Source organism: Actinacidiphila guanduensis, assembly GCF_900103985.1.
GTDB lineage: Bacteria > Actinomycetota > Actinomycetes > Streptomycetales > Streptomycetaceae > Actinacidiphila > Actinacidiphila guanduensis.
This window is the reverse complement of record NZ_FNIE01000002.1, coordinates 143,731-165,955: the sequence shown is the minus strand read 5'-3', so window position 1 is coordinate 165,955 and position 22,225 is coordinate 143,731. Positions and strand designations below refer to the sequence as shown.

Below are 22,225 nucleotides of genomic sequence, written 5' to 3'. Positions count from 1 at the left end.
GGGTGACCTGTCAGGGTTTTCCCGCAAGATCCCTGCACGATCAAGGAAAGACCGGTGGCCGCGGTCTCGGCCACCGGTCGTACCGGCGTCAACCTCGTAGAGGTTATCCACAGATCGTCTGACCTTTTCCCCACTGTGGATACGGCTGTGGATAAGTGTGGGGAGCGCGGTCGCTACTTCCACTGCGTGGAGACGACGAACCCGCCCGCGATGAAGCCGAAGCCGACCACGATGTTCCAGTTGCCGAGCGCGTCCACCGGCAGATCGCCCTGCGTCACGTAGAAGAGCACGATCCAGGCGAGGCCGACCACGAAGAACGCGAGCATCAGGGGCGCCACCCAGGCCCGGTTGCCCAGCTTTATCGCGGTGCCCGACTTCGTGGGCGGCGGGGTGAAGTCCGCCTTCTTGCGGATACGTGACTTCGGCACGAGGGACTCTCCTGTCGATGCGCTGCGTCACCGCACGGTTCTGCGGGGTCAGCTTGGCGGTTGAGGGGCCAAGTGGAGGCGCTGCCGCTTCCGGGCGTCCGTTAGCGTAGTGCTTCCCCAGGTTGTAAGGAGCAGGGTATTTGGTGACCGGAGCCGGTGGCACCTCCCCCGCCCGTACGCCTTCGCGCGGGCGGCGGGCGGCAGGGCTGCGCGTGCTCAGCGGCGCCGTCTTCGCCCTGGCCGGCCTCATCTTCTGGACCAGCTTCGACACCGCCAAGGGCGTCGACATCCGCAGCGACGACCCGCTGCCCAAGCTGTCGGACAACGTGCGCAGCAAAAACGCGCAGAACGAGAAGCTGGAGAAGCAGGTCGCCGGCGTACGGGCCGACGTCGACCGGCTCACCCGGCAGGGCAGCGGCCTGAGCCCCGCCGAGCGCCGGCACATCGAGGACCTGGAGAAGGCCGCCGGCACCGCGCCGCTCACCGGCCCGGGCCTGCAGGTCACGCTGAACGACGCGCCACCGGACGCCACCGCGCTCGTCCCCGGCGTCCCCGACCCGCAGCCCAACGACCTCGTCATCCACCAGCAGGACCTGCAGGCCGTGGTCAACGCCCTGTGGCAGGGCGGCGCCCAGGGCATCCGGGTCATGGACCAGCGGCTGATCTCCACCAGCGCGGTCCGCTGCGTCGGCAACACCCTGATCCTGCAGGGCCGCGTCTACTCCCCGCCCTACCGCATCACCGCCGTCGGCGACCAGGACAAACTGCGCCACGCCCTGGACACCAGCCCCGCGATCACCAACTACCTGCAGTACGTGCGGGCGTACGGCCTCGGCTGGAAGGTCGCCACCCAGCACCGCACCACACTGCCCGGCTATGACGGGTCGGTCGGCCTGTCCTATGCGCAGCCTGTGCAGCAGCCGTGAAGCCGCCATGGGGTGACCCTGAAGCCGCCCTGAACAGCCCTTGCGCACAGGCCGATCGCGGGCCGGCCGGCGGCGGGCCCCATGCCCAACCTTTGTCCGGTGGACGCCCCCAGGTCGCCCATCTCCCCTTACCCTGTTGCGGGGACACCTAAGGAAGGCACACCGCATGTACGGCTGGATCTGGCGACACCTGCCGGGGAACGCGTGGGTGAGGGCGTTGATCTCACTCGCCCTGGTCGTCCTGATCGTCTACATACTCTTCCAGTACGTCTTCCCCTGGGCGGAACCGCTGCTGCCCTTCAACGACGTGACCGTCGACAACAACAACGACGGCCTCGGTGTCCTGTACGGAGTGGCCGCCGTCCGATGAGCACACGCATCCTCGTGGTCGACAACTACGACTCCTTCGTCTTCAACCTGGTCCAGTACCTCTACCAGCTCGGCGCCGAGTGCGAAGTGCTGCGCAACGACGAGGTCTCGCCGGCGCACGCCGACGACGGCTTCGACGGGGTGCTGCTCTCCCCCGGCCCCGGCACCCCCGAAGAGGCCGGGGTGTGCGTGGACATGGTGCGGCACTGCGCGGAAACCGCGGTGCCCGTCTTCGGCGTCTGCCTGGGTGTGCAGTCGATGGCGGTGGCGTACGGCGGGGTCGTCGGCCGCGCGCCGGAACTGCTGCACGGCAAGACGTCGCTCGTCACGCACGAGGGCGGCGGGGTCTTCGCCGGGCTGCCGACGCCCTTCACCGCGACCCGCTACCACTCGCTCGCGGTCGAGCGGGACAGCCTCCCCGACGAACTGCGGGTCACCGCCTGGACCGAGAACGGGATCATCATGGGGCTTCGGCACCGCGACGCAGCGGTCGAGGGGGTGCAGTTCCACCCCGAGTCGGTGCTCACCGAGTGGGGGCACCGGATGCTCGCCAACTGGCTGGCCGAGTGCGGCGATCCGGGCGCGGTCGAGCGCTCGCAGGGGCTGGCCCCGGTCGTGGGGGCGGGCGGTTCCGGCGGGAGGGCCGGGGCGTGACCACGCTCCGACCGGAGCGTCCCGCCGACGGCCCGATGTCCTACGAGGACACCGGGCAGTTCGAGGTCGTCGTGGGTCAGCTGAACGACCCGCTCAACGACCCCCTTCCCGGCCGCCCCCCGGCGGTCGAGGAACCCCCCCGGCCGCAGCCCGTCCAGCCGCAGCCCCTCCAGCAGGCGGCGCCGCAGCCGCCGCAGCCGGCCTCCCCGTGGTTCGCGGGGCCCGCCCCCCAGGCACCGCCCCGGCAGCCGGAGCCGCCGCAGCAGGCCCGCCCGCCGCGCCAGCACGCGAGACCCGCGCAGCCCCCGGTGCCGCCGCAGCCCGTCCAGGCGCAGCCGATCCAGCAGACAGTGCCGCAGCCGACGGCTCCGTCGCAGCCGGTCGTCCCGCAGCAACCTGCGGCACCGCAGCAGCCCGTCCAGCAGATTGCGCCGCAGCAGCAGGTGTCACCGCCGCTGGCCCCGCAGCCGCAGCAGCCCGAACCGCCGCGGCCGCAGGGCCGCCACAGCGCCGTACGTCCGGAGCCGCCCGCGCCCGCCGCGTCGACACCGCTCGCCGAGACCGACGCCACCGCGCAGCTCCCGCAGGTCTCCCTGGGCCGTCACAGTGCCGTACGGCCCGAGCCCCCCGCACCGGCCGCGTCCGCTGGGCCCACACCGCTCGCCGAGACCGACGCCACCGCGCAGCTCCCGCAGATCTCCCTGCCCGAGGAGCCGCCCGCGGCCGCTGTCGCCGACACCCCCGCCGACCCCGCGCCGCCCGTGCTCGGGCCGCCCTCCGTCGAGGGCGGGCGCGCCGCCCGGCGCAAGGCGGCCAAGGGCGGCCACCGGGCCAGGAACCGCGGTGTCCCGGCGGCGAACGCGAGCGCGGCCGCGGCCACGGGGGAAGGCACCGCGCCCGCGCAGCCGTTGAGCCGGGTCGAGGCCCGCCGTGCGGCGAAGGCGGCCAAGGACAGCCCCGCGGTCGTGGCCAGCCGGGTGGTCGGCGAGCTGTTCATCACCGCCGGCGTGCTGATGCTGCTGTTCGTCGCCTACCAGCTGTGGTGGACCAACGTCCGCGCCCACGCCCAGGCCAACAGCGCCTCCAACAAGCTCGAGCAGCAGTGGAAGACCGACGAGTCCGACCCGAACCGGGCGCCCGGTACCTTCTCGCCCGGCCAGGGCTTCGCGATCATGTACATCCCGAAGCTGGACGTCAAGGCGCCCATCGCGCAGGGCGTGAGCAAGACCAAGGTGCTCGACCACGGCATGATCGGCCACTACGACGGCGCCCTGAACACCGCGATGCCCTGGGACAAGACCGGCAACTTCGCGGTCGCCGCCCACCGCAACACCCACGGTGAGCCGTTCCGCTACATCAACAAGCTGGTCCCGGGCGACAAGGTGGTGGTCGAGACGGCCACCACGTACTACACCTACGAGATCACCAGCTCGCTGGCCTCCACCCCGCCGACGAACATCAGCGTGCTCCAGCCGGTGCCGGTCGGCTCCGGGTTCACCGGTCCCGGCCGCTATCTGACGCTGACCACCTGCACGCCGGAGTTCACCAGCACCAATCGGCTGATCGTCTGGGGCAAGATGATCGAGGAGCGCCCGCGCAGCAAGGGGAAGCCGGACGCGCTGGTCAACGGCTGAAAGCTGAAACGGCGGGGTCATGGCTGACACAACGCAGGAGTTGCAGGACGGCACGGGGGCCCCGCAGGGCGAAGGACCCCGCAGACGCGGCCCGATCGCGGCCACCGTCAGCGTCATCGGCGAGGTGCTGATCACCGCCGGGCTGATCCTGGCGCTGTTCGTCGTCTACTCGCTGTGGTGGACGAACGTGGTGGCGGACCGGCACGAGCAGGCGGCGAGCCGCAAGGTCCGCAAGGAGTGGGCGCAGACTCCCGCGAAGGGGGTGGCCCCCCGCGGCCTGGACACCAAGGACGGCATCGGCTTCCTGCACGTCCCGGCGATGGGCAAGCACTACGAGGTGCTGGTGAAGAAGGGCACGTCCACCAAGGTGCTCAACGAGGGCGTCGCCGGCTACTACACCGACCCGACGCCGGCCGCGATGCCCTGGGACGCCAACGGCAACTTCACGCTGGCCGCCCACCGGGACGGCCACGGCGCCAAGTTCCACAACATCGACAAGATCCACGTCGGGGACCCGATCGTCTTCGAGTCCAAGGACACCTGGTACGTCTACAAGGTCTACAACGTGCTCGACCAGACCTCGAAGTACAACGTCGCCGTCACCGACCAGGTCCCCAAGGAGTCCGGCAAGACCAAGCCGGGCCGCTACATCACGCTGACGACCTGCACGCCGGTCTACACCTCGCGCTACCGCTACGTGGTGTGGGGCCAGCTGGTGCGCACCCAGAAGGTCGACGCGCTGCGCACCCCGCCGCCCGAGCTCCGCTAGGGCGTGCCCGACAATCCCGCCTGGCCTGCGGGCCTGGCAGGCCGCGGACACGGAAGAGGGGGGCCGGCCCGCGGGCCGACCCCCCTCACCGACATCCGATCCCGGGCGGCTAGCCGCCCAGCCCACCGCCGGGTCCGCCGTTGCCCCCGCCGCCTCCGGCCTGGAAGGCGGTGAGGTTCACCGGCTCGCCCTCGGACAGCTGCTGGCCCTGGCCCGGGTTGGTGTTGATCACCTGGGCGTTGTCAGGTGCCGGCTGGCCGTTCATCAGCGTCGCGTTGATCTGCAGGTTGAGCCCCATCGCCTGGAGCTGGGCCTTGGCCTGGCCGACTGTCTGACCTCGAAGATCGGGCATCGTCTGCGGCGGGGCCGTGGTCTGCTGGCCGGTGGAGATGGTCAGCACGATCTGCGTGTCCAGGGTCTGCTTGCTCAGCGGCGCCGGGGTCTGGCTGATCACGCTGCCGGCCGGCACGGAGTCCGACGCCTGGCTCTGCTCCTGGATGTTGGTGAAGCCCTTGTCCTTGAGCTGGCTCTCGGCGTCCGCCTTCGGCAGGTTCTGGACGTTGGGCACCTCGACCTGCTGGGGCGCCTGCGAGACGGTCAGCACGACCTTGGAGCCCTTGGGCTTCTTGGTGCCGCCCGCCGGGTTCTGGTCCAGGACGATGCCCGGGTCCTGCGTGGTGGTCGAGGAGTACTTGACGTCGTACTCGAAGCCCTTGGCGGTCAGCTCGGCCTGGGCATCGGCGACCTTGTCGTTCTTCACGTCGGGCACCGCGACCGGGGCCGCGCCCTTGGAGAGGTTGACGGTGATCGTCTTGTCCGAGGGCACCGCGGAGTTCGCGGCCGGGTTCTGCTTGCAGACCAGGCCCTTGTCCACGTTGTCGCAGAACACGTCGGGGCCCTTGACCAGCTTCAGGTCGACGTTGCCCGCCGTGCGCTCGGCGTCGGTGAAGGAGGAGTTCACGAAGTTCGGCACGGAGTCGTTGCCGGACGGGCCGTGGCCGCCGAAGAGCGCCTTGCCGAGGAAGATCGCGCCGATCAGCACCAGGATCGCGGCCACGACGAGCAGCACCGTGGAGGTGCTGCCGCCCTTCTTCTTCTGCCGCCGGCGGTCCGGGCGCTCGTCGTAGCCGTAGCCGCCGTCGTCGTCGCGCATCGGCGGCAGCATCGAGGTGTGCGCGGCCTCCTGCTGCTGCGGCATGGCGGTGGTGGCGCCGCCGTCGCCGTAGCCGTGCGGGTAGCCGTAGCCGGCCGCGCCCATCACGGCGGTGGCGCCGACCGGCTGGCCGTCCAGCGCCGCCTCCACGTCGGCCCGCATCTCGTCGGCCGACTGGTAGCGGTAGTCCGGGTCCTTGGTGAGCGCCTTCAGTACGATGGCGTCCATCGCCGGCGTGACCTCGGGGTCGTACACCGACGGCGGCTGCGGCTCCTCGCGCACGTGCTGGTAGGCCACCGCGACCGGCGAGTCGCCGACGAAGGGCGGCCGGACCGTCAGCAGCTCGTAGAGCAGGCAGCCGGTGGAGTACAGGTCGGAGCGCGCGTCCACCTGCTCGCCCTTGGCCTGCTCGGGCGAGAGGTACTGGGCGGTGCCGATCACCGCGGCGGTCTGCGTCATCGTCATGCCGGAGTCGCCCATCGCGCGGGCGATGCCGAAGTCCATGACCTTGACCTGGCCGGTCCGGGTGAGCATGACGTTGGCGGGCTTGATGTCGCGGTGCACGATGCCGGCCCGGTGGCTGTACTCCAGGGCCTGCAGGATGCCGACGGTCATCTCCAGCGAGCGTTCCGGCAGCAGCTTGCGTCCGGAGTGCAGCAGCTCGCGCAGGGTGGAGCCGTCCACGTACTCCATGACGATGTACGGGATCGAGACCCCGTCGACGTAGTCCTCGCCGGTGTCGTAGACGGCGACGATCGACGGGTGGTTGAGGGAGGCGGCCGACTGGGCCTCACGGCGGAACCGGGCCTGGAAGGACGGGTCGCGGGCGAGGTCCACCCGCAGCGTCTTCACGGCGACGGTGCGGCCGAGCCGGGTGTCGTGGGCGAGGTACACCTCGGCCATGCCACCGCGGCCGAGCACCGAGCCCAGCTCGTACCGGCCGCCGAGGCGACGCGGCTCTTCCATAGCTCTGCCCTCTCCTCAATCCCGTTCTCGTGTCCACACCCGACCGGATCGTCCCGGATCGCGTCAACCCTTGCCCTGCGCCTGCACGGGCATACGCTACCGGGCGCGTCCTGCGCAACTCGGTCCCCGCCGGCCCCTGATACCTGACCGGTACCTGGCCGGGCCGAAAACCCGACGTGATGCTTGTCTCATCGTCCTCACTTGTTGAGGACCGCCTCCATCACGCTCTTGGCGATCGGGGCCGCGAAGCCGCCGCCGGAGATGTCGTCGCGGTTGGCCGAGGCGTCCTCGACCACGACGGCCACCGCCACGGGGGAGCCCTGGTCGGTCTTGGCGTACGAGACGAACCAGGCGTAGGGCAGGCCCTTGTTCCCGATGCCGTGCTGCGCGGTGCCGGTCTTGCCGCCGACCGTCACGCCGGGGATCCGGGCGTTGGTGCCGGTACCGGAGTTGACCACGGTCTCCATCATCTGCTGGAGCTTTTGGGCATTGTCCGGGGAGAGCGGCTTGCTCATCACCTTCGGGCTGGTCTGCGAGATGGTGCTGAGGTTGGGCGCCACCAGCTTGTCCACCTCGTAGGGCTGCATCAGGGTGCCGTTGTTGGCGATCGCGGAGGCGACCATCGCCATCTGCAGCGGGGTGGCCGCGGTGTCGAACTGGCCGATCGAGGAGAGGGCGACCTGGTCCGGGGACATCTTGGTGTCGAAGTTGCTGGCGTCCGCGCGGACCGGGACGAACTGCTGCTTGTTGAAGCCGAACTGCTCGGCTTCCTTCACCATCGTGTCCAGCCCCAGGTCGGCGCCGAGCTTGCCGAAGACCGTGTTGCAGGAGTACTTCAGCGCGTTCTCCAGGCTGGCGTTGCGGCAGGGGATGCTGCCCTCGTTGACCAGCTTGGTGGCGGTGTTGGGCAGCGTGTACGGGTCGGGCGAGTTCGTGGCCTGCTTGATGTCGGTGACCTTGCCGCTCTGCAGCGCGGCCGCCGCGGTGACCAGCTTGAACGTCGAGCCCGGCGGGTAGGTCTGGCGCAGCGCCCGGTTGAGCGTCGGGTCGTCCGGGTCGTTCTTCTTGTCCAGCGCCAGCCAGTTCTTCTCGTCCGTCGCCGAGTTCCCGGCGAAGGAGCCGGGGTCGTACGAGGGGGTGCTGGCCATCGCCAGGATCGCGCCGGTGCGCGGGTCGAGGGCGACCACCGCGCCCTTCTTCTTGCCCAGGCCGTGGTACGCGGCCGCCTGGGCCTTGGCGTTGAGCGTGGTCACCACGTTGCCGCCCTGCTTCTCCTTGCCGGTGAGCAGGTCGATGGTGCGGTTGAAGAAGAGCCGGTCGTCGTCGCCGGTGAGGAACTTGTCCTCCACGCCCTCCAGCATCGTGGTGCTGTACGCCTGCGAGGCGTACCCCGTCACCGGCGCCCACATCGGGCCGTCGGTGTAGGTGCGCTTGTACTTGAAGTCGCTGCCGGTGGTGGTGGTGTGCCCGGTGATCGCCTTGCCGTCGACGATGATGTCGCCGCGCGGCTGCTTGTACTGGTTGATCGCCACCCGGCGGTTGTGCGGGTCGTTGGAGAGCTGGTCGGCCTTGACGTACTGCACGTAGTTCACGCGCAGCAGCAGGGCGAGGACGAGCAGGCCGCAGAAGACCGCGACCCGTCGCAGGGGCTTGTTCACTGGGTACGCACCACCTGGGTCGCTTCGGCGTCGGGAGAGGGGGCGGGCGCGGGGGCCGGCCGGCGGGCGGTGTCGCTGATCCGCAGCAGGATCGCGACCAGCGCCCAGTTGGCGATCACCGAGGAGCCGCCCTGCGCGAGGAAGGGCATCGTCATACCGGTGAGCGGGATGAGCCCGGTCACACCGCCTGCCACCACGAACACCTGGAGCGCGAAACCGCCGGACAGGCCGATCGCGAGCAGCTTGCCGAACGGGTCGCGCGCGGCCAGCGCCGTGCGGATGCCGCGCTCGATCAGCAGCGCGTACAGCAGCAGGATGGCCATCAGCCCGGCCAGGCCCAGCTCCTCGCCCACCGTGGCCAGGATGTAGTCGCTCTTGGGGGCGATGCCGCCGATCAGCCGCGAGTAGCCCTGGCCCAGGCCGGAGCCGAACAGGCCGCCGGAGCCGAAGGCGTACATCGACTGGGCGGTCTCGGTGACGCCGCCGTTCTGCAGCGCCAGCGGGTGCAGCCAGTCCTGGACGCGGACCTTCACGTGCGGCTCGGTGGAGCCGACCACGAAGGCGCCGGCGCCGCTGAGCACCAGGCCGAAGACGATCCAGCTGGTCCGCTCGGTGGCCACGTAGAGCATGATCACGAAGAGGCCGAAGAAGAGCAGCGAGGTGCCGAGGTCGGTCTCGAAGACCAGGATCAGCATGCTCATCGCCCAGATCACCAGGATCGGGCCGAGGTCGCGGCCGCGCGGCAGGTACAGGCCCATGAAGCGGCGGCTGGCCAGCGCCAGGGCGTCCCGCTTGACCATGAGGTAGCCGGAGAAGAAGACGGTGATGATGATCTTGGCGAACTCGCCGGGCTGCAGCGAGCCGATGCCCGGCAGGGTGATCCAGATGCGGGCGCCGTAGCGGGCCGGGAAGAAGATCGGGGAGACCAGCAGCAGCAGCGCCAGGAACATCGAGATGTAGGTGTAGCGCTGCAGGATGCGGTGGTCCTTGAGGAAGACCAGCACGCCGGCGAAGAGCGCCAGCCCCAGCGCCGACCAGATCAGCTGCTTGGGCGCCATCGCCCCGCCGAGCTGCGGGGTGGTGATGGACGGCTCCTGGTCCAGCCGCCAGATCAGCACCAGGCCGAGGCCGTTGAGCAGGGTCGCGATCGGCAGCATCAGCGGATCGGAGTACGGCGCGAACTTCCGTACCAGCAGGTGCGCTATGCCCGCCAGGAAGCCCAGCCCCAGCCCGTACTCGGCGAGTCCGGCCGGCACCGAGCCGTGCTTGGCCAGCCCCGCGTCGGCGAATGCGTAGGTGGGGATCGCGACGGCGAAGAGCAGCAGGGCGAGCTCGGTGTTGCGCCGGTTGGGCGCACCGATCGACGTGATGGTGGTGGTGTTGCTGGCGCTCATGGCGAGCCGGTTCCTCCTGCTGCTCCCGCTGCTACTGCTGGCCCGAGCCGCACTGGCCGGCGAGCTTCTTCTCTTCGGGTGTCAGGGACGGACCGGGGTCGGCCGTGGGGGTCGTGCCCGTGGTGGTCTTCTTCGCGCCAGGAGTGCCCGTGGCCTTGCCCGCCGCGCCGCCGGAGCCGACCGAGTTCTCGGCGTTCTTGGCGGCGCTCTTGGCCTGGTCGGTGACGCTCTTGGCGGTGGCGACCTTCTTGCAGACGTCGGCCTGCTGCGCCAGCTCGTCGGCCTTGTCCTTGGCCTGGCCGAGGCTGCTGACGGCGATGGTGTCCTGGACCTGCTTGCGCTGGTAGGCGGGCAGGTACTTCAGGGGGATGTCCGTGCGGTCGTTGTGCACCTTCGACAGGCTCAGCCCCACCAGCTTCTGGTCGATGCCCTGGTAGACGGCGACGTGGTCGTCCTTGGCGCCGACGTAGTACTGCGTCTGCGTCCAGGCGTAGGCGCCGTACAGGCCGCCGGCCACGACCGCGAGCACCACCAGGGTGATCACGCTGCGCTTGACCCACTTGCGCTGCTTGCCGGGCTTGTCGAAGTCGGAGTCGTCGTAGGCGCCGAAGGAGCCGAGCGGGCCGCCCCGCGGCTCGCCGCTGCCGGGCGGGCCGAACGTGCCGCCGGGGCCCGCCTGGTGCGGGGCGCGGCCGAGTTCGGAGGCGCGGCCGGCCGGGGTCTGCAGGTGCCGCTGGTCGTTCAGCGGCGACTGGTGCTCGGCGACCGCGCCGACCACGACGGGGGTGTCGTTGAACTGGGCGGCCGGCGTGTCGTTGTCGTCGGTGTCCAGGACGTCGGCGACGATGCAGGTGATGTTGTCCGGGCCGCCGCCGCGCAGCGCGAGCTGGATCAGCTCCTGGACGGTCTCGTGCGGCGCCTGGTAGCCGGCGAGGGTGTCCTCCAGCGTCTGGTGGCTGACCACGCCGGACAGGCCGTCGGAGCAGATCAGGTAGCGGTCGCCGACCCGCACCTCGCGGATCGACAGGTCGGGCTCGACCCGCTCGCCGCTGCCGAGCGCGCGCATCAGCAGCGAGCGCTGGGGGTGGGTGGTGGCCTCCTCCTCGGTGATCCGGCCCTCGTCCACCAGCCGCTGCACCCACGTGTGGTCCTGGGTGATCTGGGTGAGGACGCCGTCGCGCAGCAGGTAGGCCCGGGAGTCGCCGACGTGCACCAGGCCGAGCCGCTGGCCGGTCCACAGCAGGGCGGTGAGCGTGGTGCCCATGCCTTCCAGCTGCGGGTCCTCCTGGACCATCTGCAGCAGCTGGTCGTTGGCCCGCTGCACGGCGGTGCCGAGCGAGGTCAGGATGTCCGAGCCGGGGATGTCGTCGTCGAGCGTGACGATGGTGGAGATCACCTCGGAGGAGGCGACCTCGCCGGCGGCCTGGCCGCCCATGCCGTCGGCGATCGCGAGCAGACGGGGGCCGGCGTAGCCGGAGTCCTCGTTCCCCTCGCGGATCATGCCCTTGTGCGAACCGGCGGCGAAACGCAGGCTCAGTGACATGCGTACCTCCCCCGTCGGTTCCGGGTACATCCGCACGCTGCCCACCCTCTCGCTCGCGCGTCGTGGCTTCGCTGCTGCCCCATTGTGCGACTACTTCCGCAGCTCGATGACGGTCTTGCCGATGCGGATCGGCGCACCCAGCGGGACCGGCGTGGGTGTGGTCAACCGGTTGCGGTCCAGATAGGTGCCGTTGGTGGAGCCGAGGTCCTCGACGATCCACTGGCCGTCGACGTCCGGGTAGATCCTGGCATGCCTGCTGGACGCGTAGTCGTCATCGAGCACGATTGTCGAGTCGTGCGCCCGGCCCAGGGTGATCGTCTGGCCCTGGAGCGCGACCGTGGTGCCGGCCAGCGAGCCCTCGGCGACCACCAGTTTGGTGGGGGCGTTGCGGCGCTGGCGGCCGCCGCCCTGCGGCTGCTGGTGCCGGGGCTGCTGCTGCACCTGCTGCTGCCGCTGCTGGGGCGGGCGGGAGCCGCCGTCGGCGCGGCGGGCACCGCGCTGGGTCACCCGCGTGCCGAACAGGTCGCTGCGGATGACCTGGACGGCCACGATGACGAACAGCCACAGCACGGCGAGGAAACCCAACCGCATGACCGTCAGGGTCAGCTCTGACATTGGCCCCGCTTCACCCTTCGGCTTGCCGGTAGACGATGGTGGTGCTCCCCACGACGATGCGGGAGCCGTCGCGGAGCGTAGCGCGCTGGGTGTGCTGCCCGTCCACCACGATGCCGTTTGTCGACCCGAGATCCTGGACGACCGAGGGGCTGCCGACCCGGATCTCGCAGTGCCGGCGGGAGACACCCGGGTCGTCCACCCGCACGTCGGCCTCGGTGGAACGGCCGAGAACGAGTGTTGGCCGGGTGAGTTGGTGCCGGGTGCCGTTGATCTCGATCCAGCGGCGGACGTCGGCGGTGCCGGGCGCGAAGCCGGTGCCCGGCAGGCGGGTCACGCCGGCGCCGCCGGGGGGCGGTGCGGCGGGCATCGGCGGGACGCCGGCCGGGCGCGGGGGGGCGCCGGAGCGGTCCGGGCGGGCGGGGCGGGCCGGCGGGTGCGGCGCGGGGGCCGGGGGCTGGTACGCCTGCGGGCCGGGCGGGGCACCGTAGGGCTGGCCGCCCGGCTGCTGGTACTGCGACTCGCTGGAGGCCAGGGTGCGGCTGCGCACCCGGTACAGGCCGGTGTCCAGGTCGTCGGCGCGCTCCAGGTGGACCTTGATGGTGCCCATGAAGGTGTACCGCTGCTGTTTGGCGTAGTCGCGGACCATGCCGGCCAGCTCGTCGCCGAGCTGGACCGCGTACGGGCTGAGCCGCTCGTAGTCGGGGGCGCTGAGCTCGACCACGAAGTCGTTGGGCACGACGGTCCGCTCGCGGTTCCAGATGGTGGCGTTGTTGTCGCACTCGCGCTGCAGCGCGCCCGCGATCTCGACGGGCTGCACCTCGCTCTTGAAGACCTTGGCGAAGGTGCCGTTCACCATGCCCTCCAACCGCTGTTCAAAGCGCTTCAGTACACCCATCGGGCACCTCCCTCCTACGGACCGTCCTGGCTGTCATTTCCGATACTGCTTACTGATCGTATCCACGCGCGGGAAAAACAGGCGGTTCCCCGATCTTGCTCCAGGAGCCGGTGTCATCACTCACATCCGGCCGTGTGCGCCGGCACGACCTGCTCGTGCGCCGGCTGTTCCCCGGGGCGTCCCCTGGTCTCCGCTGCCTTGTCCCCTGCCCTGCCGGTGGCCTGCGCGCGGCCGCGTCCGCGAATCGTCCGCGACGTGCCCGCTGCCTGCCTGATGCCTTCCCGCCCCCCTGCGATGGTAGAGGGGGCGCCTGTCCGCGGTCCCCGGTTCGGGGGGCCGCGTCCAGTGTCCCCAGTGTCCCGCACCGGCGGGGCGCATCCGCCGCGCCGCTCCCCTTGGGCGTGTGCCTCCGGCGGGCGCCTCGAAACGGATGTGATTCCACTCCGGGCGCCGTGCTAATCTTCTGCATGTCGGACGGAGCTCCTGCACTACACGGACCAGCTGGTCCAGGGGGTGTGTGAGATTCACAACGGCAGCACCCATGCGCGGGTGGCGGAATAGGCAGACGCGCTGGATTCAGGTTCCAGTGCCCGAAAGGGCGTGGGGGTTCAACTCCCCCCTCGCGCACAAGGCAGTACCGAGCAAGCGGGCCCCCGGTGGTGACGAAAGTCGCCCACCGGGAGCCCGCTTCTCGTTGTGCCCGCCCCCCGCCGCGGTTGCTCCCGGTCGCCGGGCGCTCACTACGCTGACCTCCATGGCGGACGGTATGCGTATCGGCTTGATCTCCTTCGGTGTGTCGGAGTTCACCGCTCTGCACGAGACGTGCGTCCGTGCCGGGCATTCGCCGGTCGTCTACGCCTACTCCCGCTCCATGCGGCCGCGGACGCCCACCGACAGTGGCGCGGCACGTGCCGTCGCGGCGATCACCGCGGCGCTGCCCGCGGGCATGGACCTGTTGCTGCCGGGCAGTTCCGAGGGGCTGGGCGCGGCGCTGCGCGGGTACGGGCTCGATCTCCTCGTCTGCTACGGGTTCTCGTGGCGGTTGCCCCGTTCCGTGCTGCGCATCCCGCGCCACGGCGTGCTCAACATCCACTGCTCGATGCTGCCCAAGTACCGGGGGCCCGCCCCGGTGCTGTGGGCGATCCGCAACGGCGATTCGCATCTGGGCGTGACGGTCCACCGCATGGACGAGCTGTTCGACACCGGGCCGGTCCTCGCGCAGCAGGACGGCGTCCCGATTCCGGACGACGTGACCCCCGAGAGCCTGTGGACGGGCCTGTCGCCGGTGCTGCGCGCCCAGTTGGCCGTCGCCCTGGACCGTGCTCCCGACCCGTCGGCCGGTGAGCCCCAGTCCGCCGAGGGCGTCAGCTACGCCGGCCTGATGGAACCGGAGTTCTCCGTGGTCGACACGGCGAGGACGGCCCGCGAGGTGCACAACCAGGTGCGGACGTTCCGGTTCATCGGCCCGGGGCGCGGCCCTGTCGTCACGATCGGGGGCCGCGGGCTGAAAGTGCTGCGCACCAGCCTCACGCCCGCTGACGGGCTCCGTCTCGACTGCGCGGACGGACCCCTGTGGATCACGGCGTCGGAGCCCGTCGAGGCAACGGAACCAGGCACGGACCAGGGCACCGTCTAGGCACCGTCGTCCAGGTGCCGGGCCACGCGCCGGGCCGACTCGACCGCCTGCGGGTCGTCGAAGGTGCCCAGGAGGCGCAGCGCCTCCGTGCGGGCGGCACGCGCGGCCTCGGCCCGACCGAGAGGCCCGAACGCGGCTGCGAGATGCTCCAGGGCTCCGGCGAGGCGCCAGGGGGCGTCGAGGGCGCGGAGAGCGGCGACCGCGCGGCTGTGCAGTTCCGCCGCTTCGTCGTGACGGCCGAGCGCCTGGTACGCCTCGCCGGCGCCGTCCAGTGCCGCGGCCTCCCGGGCGGCATCGCCGAGCCGTCTCTGTACGGCGGCCGATTCCTGGAACAGCCGCAATGCCTCCGCCGGATCTCCCTGTGCCTGCTTGACCTTCGCCGCCTCTGCCAGCCAGTGACCGCGCCAGACCTGGTTGTCCTCTCTCCCGGCGATCGCCAGGGCATTGCTGATCGCGCGATCGGCGGCATCCGGATCCCCCGCCTGCCGTCGCGCCCAGCTCAGCAGCCACAGGGCGTTGCCCTCGCCGAAGTGATCGCCGAGCCGGCGGAAATCGGTCAGCGCCCGCTCGACGATCTCCACTGCCTCTTCGTGGCGGCCCAGTTCGCACAGCGCCTCCGCGAGGTTGCACCGCATCAACGCCGTCCACCGGCTGTCGCCCAGCTCGCGGAAGATCTCGGCGCTCTCGGCGAAGTGGGATGCGGCCTCGTCCAGGCGACGGCGGCGCAGCCCGAGCAGGCCGAGGGCGTTGATGGACCTCGCGGTGCCGCGCCGGTCGCCGATGTGCCGGCGGATGGCGAGCGCCGCGCGGTGGGACTCCTCGGCCTCGTCCAGCCGCAGTGCCTGGAATGCGGCCTTGCCCAGGTTCTCGAGCGCTTCCGCCCGGCCCGCCGGCTCTCGGGCGCGCCCGGCGGCGTCGACGGCGATCCTGGCGGTCGCCACCCAGTCGTCGAAGGCGTTGTGGTGCATGTAGACGGCGCGCAGCACCACGGCCAGGCGCCAGGCGATCGCGGGGAATCCGGTGTCGGCGGCGGTGCGGACCGCGGTGACGAGGTTGGCCGACTCCGTCCGGTACCAGCGGAACGCGGCGTCGTGGCCGTCGAAGGCCAAGGTCGCGGCCGGTGCCGGGATCCGGTCGTCGAGGCGGTAGCGGTCGAAGGGCGCGAGGGTGCTCTGGGCCGCGTCCGCGGTGTGGAGGTACCAGGCGAGGCAGCGCCCGAGGGCTTTGGTGCGCTCGGCCTCGCTCTCCTCCCGCCGGACCAGCTCGGCGGCGAAGTCCCGCAGCAGGTCGTGGAACTCGTAGCGCCCGGCGGGGCGCCGCTCCAGCAGATGCGCACGGACCAGGGTGTCCAGCAGGGCGCGTGCCTGCGGTGGCGTGCTTCCGGTCAGGCTCGCGACGGCCGGGAGACCGAACTCGTTCCCGGGATGAAGGCCGAGGAGCCGGAACAGCCGGGCCGCAGGGGCGGGCAGGGCCTGGTAGGACCACTCGAACACGCTGCGCATCGCGTCGGCTCCCTCCTCCGCGTCGACGGTGAGCAGGTTCCACCGTGCCGACTCCTCGCGCAGGTCGTCGATCAACTCGCCCATCGGCATCGTCGCCCAAGTCGCCGCCCGCTCCGCGGCGATGCGCAGCGCGAGCGGCAGTCCCGCGCACAGCCGGGCCAGTTCCGCCAGATCGGCGCGCCGGTCGCGGGCCCGGTAGTCGGCGGTGGCCGCCCGCAGCAGCGCGACGGCGTCCGCTGTCTGCAACGTCGTCACCTCCAGCCGCAGCGCGCCCAGCCGGGAGACCAGGCCGGACAGGTCGTCGCGGCTGGTCACGACGACGAGGCAGCCGGGGGCGGCGGGCAGTAGTGGCCGGACCTGCGCGCTGTCGGCCGCGTTGTCGAGGACCACGAGCATGCGCCGATCCGCCAGCAGCGACCGGAACATCGTCTCCCGTCGCTCCGGTTCGGCCGGCACGTGTGCGGAGGGAACGCCGAGGTCCTGGAGGAAACCGCTCAGTACCGCTTCCGGCGACGCGGGTGAGGCAGCGGAGTGGCCGCGCAGGTTCGCGTAGAGCTGGCCGTCGGGGAATCGGGATCGCACGGCGTGGGCCCAGTGCAGGGCCAGCGAGGTCTTGCCGACGCCGGCGGTCCCGGTGATGACCGCGACGGGTACGGCCTGCGCGTCCTGGCGGTCTTCCGCCAGGAGAGTGCCGAGACGGCTCAGCTCCCGGCCCCGGTTGACGAAGTGGCGCACGTCGCCGCGCAGTTGCCGGGGCACCACGGTGGGCATGGGCTCCTGGTGGAAGTGCACTCCGCCGTGGACCTGCCCGGCCTGTACGACGGTGTGCGCCGAAGCCGAACCCTCGAACCGGTTCGTGTGCCCAGCGCCGCCGTCCATCCCTAGGCCCGGCGCGGTGGCGGGGGCGGGGGCGCCACGTGCTGGTCGAACCACCCTTCCAGCGGCTCGCCGTCGTCGTAGAGATCGGCGATGAACCGCCGGCAGCGCAGGACGAGGTCGGGGTCGGTGAACTTCCGCGCCGCTTCCAGGACGCCCTGTTCGTCGTAAACCGCTTCGTACATCACCTGCGAGCCGAGCGTGTAGATCTCCGGCAGGGGGCCGTCGTCCTCGTACCGCGCGACCTTGTCCGCGCCGATGACGCGGATCGAGCCGCCGCTCTGCTGCCGCACGTGCAGGGCGTGCAACTCCCACTGCATGTAGGCGCTCAGCGGCTCCTCGACCACGCGGATCCGGCGGGCCACGAACCCGTGCCGGCTGATTCTGCGGTGGTACTCCTCCAGGCCCGCGCGGCCCGCCTCCAACAGGCGCAGCGATTCCTCCCAGTCGCCGCGCGCGAACGCCTCCCAGCTGTCGTAGCCGGGTTCCTTGAAGTCCTGCTGCCGCTCCAGCTTCCAGAACCCGAGGTCGCCGCTCGCCCAGAAGTGCTTGTCGAAGTCGGGGTAGTAGGCGTCCAGTTCCAGGCGCTCACCCGTGGCACCGTCCAGCGGGCTAGGCATCGGGGATGTCCGCCTTGGCCGCCGTGATCGTCGCCCTCGGGATGACGACCAGCCGTTCCCCGGGATCGACGCTCACCCCGTCGGGCAACCGCCCCTCGTACGCGGCGGTCAGGTCCGTTCCGATGACGGCGACGTCACCGTTGTCCAACTCCCAGACGTCCGGGCAGCTCGCGTCGCCCGATGTCTGCCCCAGCTCATGCGACGACTTGCCCAGCCGTCGTGCGAAGGAGGCCGAGGGATCGGCCTCCCACTTCGTGGCCATGGGTTTCTCCCTGTGCCGGCAACTGCGGTTGGCCCAGCCCTGAGCGTGACGAGATTATCACCCAGGGTGTTTGTCTGGCTGCGGGTTGCCTCGGCAGAGGAGGAAGGCGGGGGCGGGGGTCAGGAGGTGGCCGGGGATGGGGTGAGGGACTGGATGTGGGTCAGGGAGGCGGTGGGGTTCAGGGCGGCCGCTGCCAGGAGGCTGTGGGTGAGGGCGGTGGCGGCGACCTCGTGGGGGGATTCGATCAGGCGGGGGGCGTGGGCGGGGCCCGCGTGGACGACGTCGGGGTGGCCGGCGTAGCTCCAGACGGTGAAGGGGCCGTCCAGGCCCGGGTGGTCGGGGGCGCTCAGGGGGACGACCTGGAGGGTGACGCCCGGCTGCTCGGCCGCCTCGGTGAGCCGGCGGAGCTGGCGGGCCATGACGGCGGGACCGCCGATGGGGCGGTGGAGCACCGCCTCGTCCAGGATCAGCCAGATGTACGGCCGGTCCGCGCGGTTCAGCACCTCCTGGCGGGCGGCGCGGGCGGCCACGGCGGCGTCCAGCTCCTGGCGGGTGATGCCCGGCCGGGCCCAGCGCAGCCGCGCGCGGGTGTACTCCTCGGTCTGGAACAGGCCGGGCAGGACGCAGGGCTGGTAGATCCGGATCTGCGTGGCCCGGCCCTCCTCCACGGAGACGCCCCTGAACCAGTTCGGATAGGTGTCGGCCAGCACCCGGCGCAGGATGCGCTGGAAGCGGTCGCCGGTGTTCAGCGTGCGGTCCAGTTCGCGGGCGAGGTCCTCGGAGGGCGTCCTGCGGGCCGCCTCCACATTGGAGATCTGCTGGAAGCTGTACGTCGTCCCGCGTGCCACCTCCCGCAGGGTCAGGCCCAGCGCCTCGCGCACGGTGCGCAGTTCCTCGCCGAAGAACCGCAGCCAGGAGCAGTCGGGGAGCAGGCCGTCCGCCGTGATCACGTTCCTCACACCTTTCCGTCGTGCGGGACGTCGCCGGCGACGCCGCTGGTGATGTCGCTGGTGATGTCGTGCGTTGCGTACGTGGGGTGCGGTGCGTGCGTGATGGCCGCGGTCGGTACGTCGAGGGCGGCCGCGTACCGGCGGATCGTCTCCGGGCCGGCGCCCGCGAGCCCGCGCTCCAGACGGGACAGGTGGCCCCGGTCGAGGCCGGTGAGCTGCTGCACCTGACGCAGACTCACCTTCAGCGCCACCCGCAGCGCCCGCATCGCCGCGCCGTTCGGCCGCAGCCGCCCGGCGGTGCTGCTTTGAGAGCCCTTGTGCGGGCCTTTTCGCGGGTGGATGCTCTGGTTCGGTAACGGACTAGGCACGGGAACGCACCGTCCCCCACTTGTCCCGCGGCGCCCCGCTCCGCGCCCCCTTCCGGCACCGCTCGCAGTCGCACGGCGGCAACGCGGTGGTCAGGGGCGGCGGCGTGGTCGCGGGGCGGACGTCATAGCGGTCCCGAACGGTAATGCGTTCTCCGGACGTTGCGTCGATCCGATATACGGCAATCGTCATACTCATGTCCGCACCTCTCTGTAGCGTTTCCACTACGGAACCCGGCCAGGGTGACGGAGGATCAGGCGATCCTTCAACTGGTCAACAGCGAAGGAAGAGTTGGGGACGACATGGTCAACCGCAAGGAACTTCACCCGGAGAGCAGCCCGCGAGCGGCCTTCGGCTACCGTGTGCGCAGCTTGCGCGAGGCTCGCGGATGGAGCCAGGAGGAGCTTGCCGAGGAGACGGAGTATTCCGGCCAGCACATTTCGGCGATCGAAACCGGCCGGAAGCCGCCAACTCTTACGTTCGCCCGGCGGCTGGACACCGTCCTCGGGACCGGCGGCGGCCCCGAGTCCTTCGAGCGGGAGTTCTACGAAATGCGCCGGGGCTCCCTGCTCGAAGGGTTCCCCGAGTACGTGGATCGTGAAGGGCGAGCCACCGAGATCCGGGTGTTCGAAGTCGGCATCATTCCGGGGCTGCTGCAGACGCCGGAGTACGCACAGGTGCTGGCGAACAGCGCGGTCAGGCGCGGAGCCATCACGCCCAAGCAGGCTGAGGAGCGCGTGGCGCTTGTGGCGGACCGGCAGAAGGCACTCGTACGGCCGCGACCACCGATGGTGTTCGTGATCATGGACGAGAGCTGCATCCGTCGGCCCATCGGCGGACCTGCCGTGATGGACGGCCAGTTGGCGCGGCTGATCGAGTTCGCCGAGCTGCCGAACACGCAGCTGCAGGTGGCCCCGTACGAGATCGGTGAGCGCAGGACGTTTGACCGGGCTGTCAACCTTCTGATGCTGCCGGACAGGTCCGTGGTCTGCTACGCGGAGTCCCATGCCCAAGGGCACCTCGACCGGGAAACGACGTCGGTACAGCCCATGTTGACGGCCTACCATCAGCTACAGGCCGAATCGCTGTCGCAGGCAGCCACCGTGGCCATGATCAGCAAGTTGCGAAAGGGCACCCCGTGACGACCGAAACCCCGCGTTGGTTCAAGTCCTCGTACAGCAACAACGGCGGCACCTGCGTCGAGGTTGCCGCAAACCTCATCGCTTCGCGCGGTGTGGTCCCCGTCCGTGACTCCAAGGACCCGAGCGGCCCCGCCCTCGCCTTCCCGACCGCTGCGTGGGCGGCGTTCGTGGCGGGCGTGAAGGCGGGCGACTTCCCGACCGTCTGAGGGCCCTCGGCCATTTCGGACGGGCACCGTTTGCCACGATCGGCGAGCTGCGAACGGGGCACTCCGTGACCACTGAGACTCCGCGTTGGTTCACGTCCTCGTACAGCGACAACGGCGGCACCTGCGTCGAGGTCGCCGCCAACCTCGCCGCTTCGCGCGGTGTGGTTCCCGTCCGCGATTCCAAGGACCCGAGCGGTCCCGCGCTGGCCTTCGCGCCTGCCGCGTGGGCCGATTTCGTGGCCGGCGTGAAGGCGGGCGAATTCCCCTCCGTTTGAAGATCGTGCCCGTCCGGCCAGCGGAATGCGTGGTGGCGGGTCGGCGGGTCGAGGGAGGGCGGTGCCGGTTGCCTTCCGGCGGTGGGCGAGACCACTGCCGGGGGGCTCCGCCACTAAGCGGTGGCTACTCGCCGTTGGGGTGGGCCGCCGTTGCCGACTGCCGGGCCGTCCTGGCTGGGCGCGCAGTTCCTCCCCCAGGGCTTCGCCTGGGAGGTACCCCCAGCGCCCCTTTCGGGCTCCCGTGTGCCCCACGGGGTGCGATGCCGTCGCCGGGTCTGTGGCCTCTTCTCGCGCAGTTCCCCGCGCCCCTTCGGCGATGCGTTTGCCCCGACCTCGGCGTTCCCGACCGCGGCCCGTCGTGGGCTGGGCGCGCGGTTCCTCCCCCAGAACTTCGCCTGGGGGGTGCCCCCAGCGCCCCTCGGGTACGGGGGTTGCCCCTGCCTGTCCGTCTCCGGCCGTAGGCCAGCCGGTGCGCGTGCAGTTCCTCCCCCAGAGCTTCGCCTGGGCGGTACCCCCAGCGCCCCTGCGGCAGCCCGTCTGCCCCGGCCTCCGCGTTCCCTGGTGCGGGCCGGCTGGGCGGGCTGAGGGGGCTGGGTTCTGCCGGGGGCGGAACATCCGTTGGGGTGGGGCGGCGATCACTACAGTCCGGGTTCATGACGACAGTCACCACGCGCACGGTCGAGTACGCGGCCGATGGGCTGACGATGGTCGGGCACCTCGCGGTCCCGGGCGGTGCCGGACGGCGGCCCGCGGTCCTGGTCGGGCCCGAGGGCGTGGGGCTCAGCGACGTCGAGCGAGGCCGGGCCGACGCGCTCGCCGAGTTGGGATACGTGGCGCTGGCGTTCGACCTCCACGGCGGGCGCTACCTGGGCGACCCCGAGGAGATGCTGGCCCGCTGCATGCCGCTGCTCGCCGACCCCGAGCGGATGCGGGACATCGGCCACGCGGCACTCGACGTACTCCGCGCCGAGCCGCGCACCGACCCGGACCGGGTCGCCGCCATCGGCTACGGCACCGGAGGCGCGATCGCCCTGGAACTCGGGCGCGACGGCGTCGACCTGCGCGCGATCGCCACCGTCAACGGACTGATCACGGGCCGGCCGGGCGAGGCGGCGCGCATTCGCTGCCCGGTGTGGTCCGGGGTCGGGTCGGAGGACCCGATCATGGCCCCCGCGCAACGGGACGCGTTCACCGCCGAGATGCAGTCCGCGGGCGTCGACTGGCGTCTCGTGGTCTACGGCGGCGCCCTGCACGCCTTCCACCACCCGACGGTCGGCCACGTCGTACTGCCCGGCGTCGGCTACCACCCCCAGCACGCCCAGCGCGCCTGGCGGGACGTCCTCGACCTCCTCGCCGAGTGCCTGCCCCTGGACTTAGGGTGAGGCC

The 22,225-nt window shown here is 71.1% G+C and carries 22 protein-coding genes and 1 tRNA gene; 11 read left to right on the top strand and 12 right to left on the bottom strand.

Annotated elements, in window-relative coordinates; translation table 11 throughout:
- Positions 1-173 precede the first annotated feature (173 nt).
- Complete coding sequence (gene crgA, locus BLR33_RS04015) at positions 174-428, bottom strand: cell division protein CrgA (RefSeq protein WP_093782866.1); 255 nt, start codon at positions 426-428, stop codon at positions 174-176.
- 143 nt (positions 429-571) lie between these two features.
- On the opposite strand from crgA, the gene BLR33_RS04010 reads away from it, so the two are divergent.
- From BLR33_RS04010 to BLR33_RS03990, 5 genes are all read left to right on the top strand, one after another.
- A complete protein-coding gene (locus tag BLR33_RS04010; protein ID WP_407639630.1) occupies positions 572-1,354 on the top strand; it encodes a DUF881 domain-containing protein in 783 nt (260 codons plus the stop codon).
- Between the two features lie 166 nt (positions 1,355-1,520).
- Positions 1,521-1,724 (top strand): hypothetical protein, encoded by a 204-nt coding sequence (locus BLR33_RS04005; protein WP_093782865.1) that lies wholly within the window; start codon positions 1,521-1,523, stop codon positions 1,722-1,724.
- Complete coding sequence (locus tag BLR33_RS04000) at positions 1,721-2,377, top strand: aminodeoxychorismate/anthranilate synthase component II (protein ID WP_093782864.1); 657 nt, start codon at positions 1,721-1,723, stop codon at positions 2,375-2,377. Before BLR33_RS04005 ends, BLR33_RS04000 begins: the two co-directional genes overlap by 4 nt.
- 35 nt (positions 2,378-2,412) lie before the next feature.
- Positions 2,413-4,011 (top strand): class E sortase, encoded by a 1,599-nt coding sequence (locus tag BLR33_RS03995; protein WP_093783246.1) that lies wholly within the window; start codon positions 2,413-2,415, stop codon positions 4,009-4,011.
- A 19-nt stretch (positions 4,012-4,030) separates the two neighbouring features.
- Positions 4,031-4,780: a class E sortase gene (locus BLR33_RS03990; protein ID WP_093782863.1), complete on the top strand. Its 750-nt coding sequence runs from the start codon at positions 4,031-4,033 to the stop codon at positions 4,778-4,780.
- Positions 4,781-4,889: 109 nt separating this feature from the next.
- On the opposite strand, the gene pknB is transcribed toward BLR33_RS03990, so the two are convergent.
- The 6 genes from pknB to BLR33_RS03960 all read right to left on the bottom strand — a co-directional run bounded on the left by pknB (position 4,890) and on the right by BLR33_RS03960 (position 13,004).
- Positions 4,890-6,899 (bottom strand): Stk1 family PASTA domain-containing Ser/Thr kinase, encoded by a 2,010-nt coding sequence (gene pknB, locus BLR33_RS03985; RefSeq protein ID WP_093782862.1) that lies wholly within the window; start codon positions 6,897-6,899, stop codon positions 4,890-4,892.
- Positions 6,900-7,096: 197 nt separating this feature from the next.
- On the bottom strand, positions 7,097-8,557 hold the full coding sequence (locus BLR33_RS03980) for a peptidoglycan D,D-transpeptidase FtsI family protein (protein ID WP_093782861.1): 1,461 nt from the start codon (positions 8,555-8,557) through the stop codon (positions 7,097-7,099).
- A complete protein-coding gene (locus BLR33_RS03975) occupies positions 8,554-9,951 on the bottom strand; it encodes an FtsW/RodA/SpoVE family cell cycle protein (RefSeq protein WP_093782860.1) in 1,398 nt (465 codons plus the stop codon). Before BLR33_RS03975 ends, BLR33_RS03980 begins: the two co-directional genes overlap by 4 nt.
- A gap of 31 nt (positions 9,952-9,982) precedes the next feature.
- A complete protein-coding gene (locus BLR33_RS03970; protein ID WP_245771144.1) occupies positions 9,983-11,494 on the bottom strand; it encodes a Stp1/IreP family PP2C-type Ser/Thr phosphatase in 1,512 nt (503 codons plus the stop codon).
- Positions 11,495-11,584: 90 nt separating this feature from the next.
- The gene (locus BLR33_RS03965) at positions 11,585-12,109 is read right to left on the bottom strand and encodes an FHA domain-containing protein FhaB/FipA (protein ID WP_093782858.1); all 525 of its coding nucleotides are present in this window, start codon (positions 12,107-12,109) and stop codon (positions 11,585-11,587) included.
- A 10-nt stretch (positions 12,110-12,119) separates the two neighbouring features.
- Positions 12,120-13,004: an FhaA domain-containing protein gene (locus BLR33_RS03960; RefSeq protein ID WP_093782857.1), complete on the bottom strand. Its 885-nt coding sequence runs from the start codon at positions 13,002-13,004 to the stop codon at positions 12,120-12,122.
- Between the two features lie 543 nt (positions 13,005-13,547).
- Here BLR33_RS03960 and BLR33_RS03955 point away from each other — a divergent pair.
- Positions 13,548-13,631 (top strand) — tRNA-Leu (locus BLR33_RS03955).
- Positions 13,632-13,758: 127 nt separating this feature from the next.
- Positions 13,759-14,640 carry a methionyl-tRNA formyltransferase gene (locus tag BLR33_RS03950; protein WP_245771143.1) on the top strand — a complete coding sequence of 294 codons (882 nt, stop codon included), beginning with the start codon at positions 13,759-13,761 and terminating at the stop codon, positions 14,638-14,640.
- Here BLR33_RS03950 and BLR33_RS03945 read toward each other — a convergent pair.
- From BLR33_RS03945 to BLR33_RS03925, 5 genes are all read right to left on the bottom strand, one after another.
- On the bottom strand, positions 14,637-16,913 hold the full coding sequence (locus tag BLR33_RS03945; RefSeq protein WP_218136610.1) for an ATP-binding protein: 2,277 nt from the start codon (positions 16,911-16,913) through the stop codon (positions 14,637-14,639). The two genes, BLR33_RS03950 and BLR33_RS03945, sit on opposite strands and share 4 nt — an antisense overlap.
- Before the next feature lie 110 nt (positions 16,914-17,023).
- Complete coding sequence (locus tag BLR33_RS03940; protein WP_093782854.1) at positions 17,024-17,638, bottom strand: DUF6879 family protein; 615 nt, start codon at positions 17,636-17,638, stop codon at positions 17,024-17,026.
- Positions 17,631-17,900, bottom strand: coding sequence for a hypothetical protein (locus BLR33_RS03935; protein WP_093782853.1), 270 nt, complete (start codon positions 17,898-17,900; stop codon positions 17,631-17,633). Before BLR33_RS03935 ends, BLR33_RS03940 begins: the two co-directional genes overlap by 8 nt.
- 119 nt (positions 17,901-18,019) lie before the next feature.
- Positions 18,020-18,850, bottom strand: a complete 831-nt coding sequence (locus BLR33_RS03930; RefSeq protein ID WP_176930115.1) for a helix-turn-helix domain-containing protein — start codon at positions 18,848-18,850, stop codon at positions 18,020-18,022.
- A gap of 5 nt (positions 18,851-18,855) precedes the next feature.
- On the bottom strand, positions 18,856-19,218 hold the full coding sequence (locus BLR33_RS03925; protein WP_143031619.1) for a helix-turn-helix domain-containing protein: 363 nt from the start codon (positions 19,216-19,218) through the stop codon (positions 18,856-18,858).
- A gap of 300 nt (positions 19,219-19,518) precedes the next feature.
- On the opposite strand from BLR33_RS03925, the gene BLR33_RS03920 reads away from it, so the two are divergent.
- The 4 genes from BLR33_RS03920 (at position 19,519) to BLR33_RS03905 (ending at position 22,221) form a co-directional block, all read left to right on the top strand.
- Entirely contained in the window at positions 19,519-20,358 is an 840-nt protein-coding gene (locus BLR33_RS03920; protein ID WP_093783245.1) for a helix-turn-helix domain-containing protein, read from the top strand.
- Positions 20,355-20,564: a DUF397 domain-containing protein gene (locus BLR33_RS03915; RefSeq protein WP_093782850.1), complete on the top strand. Its 210-nt coding sequence runs from the start codon at positions 20,355-20,357 to the stop codon at positions 20,562-20,564. The genes BLR33_RS03920 and BLR33_RS03915 overlap by 4 nt, the downstream gene beginning before the upstream one ends.
- A 65-nt stretch (positions 20,565-20,629) precedes the next feature.
- A complete protein-coding gene (locus BLR33_RS03910) occupies positions 20,630-20,839 on the top strand; it encodes a DUF397 domain-containing protein (protein WP_093782849.1) in 210 nt (69 codons plus the stop codon).
- Between the two features lie 653 nt (positions 20,840-21,492).
- Positions 21,493-22,221, top strand: coding sequence for a dienelactone hydrolase family protein (locus tag BLR33_RS03905; protein WP_093782848.1), 729 nt, complete (start codon positions 21,493-21,495; stop codon positions 22,219-22,221).
- Positions 22,222-22,225 lie beyond the last annotated feature (4 nt).

Excerpts from the sequence above, each read along its gene's own strand:
- BLR33_RS04005 (WP_093782865.1), top strand. The coding sequence starts at position 1,521 with ATGTACGGCTGGATCTGGCGACACCTGCCGGGGAACGCGTGGGTGAGG.
- BLR33_RS04000 (WP_093782864.1), top strand. The coding sequence starts at position 1,721 with ATGAGCACACGCATCCTCGTGGTCGACAACTACGACTCCTTCGTCTTC.
- BLR33_RS03995 (WP_093783246.1), top strand. The coding sequence starts at position 2,413 with ATGTCCTACGAGGACACCGGGCAGTTCGAGGTCGTCGTGGGTCAGCTG.
- BLR33_RS03990 (WP_093782863.1), top strand. The coding sequence starts at position 4,031 with ATGGCTGACACAACGCAGGAGTTGCAGGACGGCACGGGGGCCCCGCAG.
- pknB (WP_093782862.1), bottom strand. The coding sequence starts at position 6,899 with ATGGAAGAGCCGCGTCGCCTCGGCGGCCGGTACGAGCTGGGCTCGGTG.
- BLR33_RS03975 (WP_093782860.1), bottom strand. The coding sequence starts at position 9,951 with ATGAGCGCCAGCAACACCACCACCATCACGTCGATCGGTGCGCCCAAC.
- BLR33_RS03970 (WP_245771144.1), bottom strand. The coding sequence starts at position 11,494 with ATGTCACTGAGCCTGCGTTTCGCCGCCGGTTCGCACAAGGGCATGATC.
- BLR33_RS03965 (WP_093782858.1), bottom strand. The coding sequence starts at position 12,109 with ATGTCAGAGCTGACCCTGACGGTCATGCGGTTGGGTTTCCTCGCCGTG.
- BLR33_RS03960 (WP_093782857.1), bottom strand. The coding sequence starts at position 13,004 with ATGGGTGTACTGAAGCGCTTTGAACAGCGGTTGGAGGGCATGGTGAAC.
- BLR33_RS03950 (WP_245771143.1), top strand. The coding sequence starts at position 13,759 with ATGGCGGACGGTATGCGTATCGGCTTGATCTCCTTCGGTGTGTCGGAG.
- BLR33_RS03945 (WP_218136610.1), bottom strand. The coding sequence starts at position 16,913 with ATGCCCACCGTGGTGCCCCGGCAACTGCGCGGCGACGTGCGCCACTTC.
- BLR33_RS03940 (WP_093782854.1), bottom strand. The coding sequence starts at position 17,638 with ATGCCTAGCCCGCTGGACGGTGCCACGGGTGAGCGCCTGGAACTGGAC.
- BLR33_RS03935 (WP_093782853.1), bottom strand. The coding sequence starts at position 17,900 with ATGGCCACGAAGTGGGAGGCCGATCCCTCGGCCTCCTTCGCACGACGG.
- BLR33_RS03920 (WP_093783245.1), top strand. The coding sequence starts at position 19,519 with ATGGTCAACCGCAAGGAACTTCACCCGGAGAGCAGCCCGCGAGCGGCC.
- BLR33_RS03905 (WP_093782848.1), top strand. The coding sequence starts at position 21,493 with ATGACGACAGTCACCACGCGCACGGTCGAGTACGCGGCCGATGGGCTG.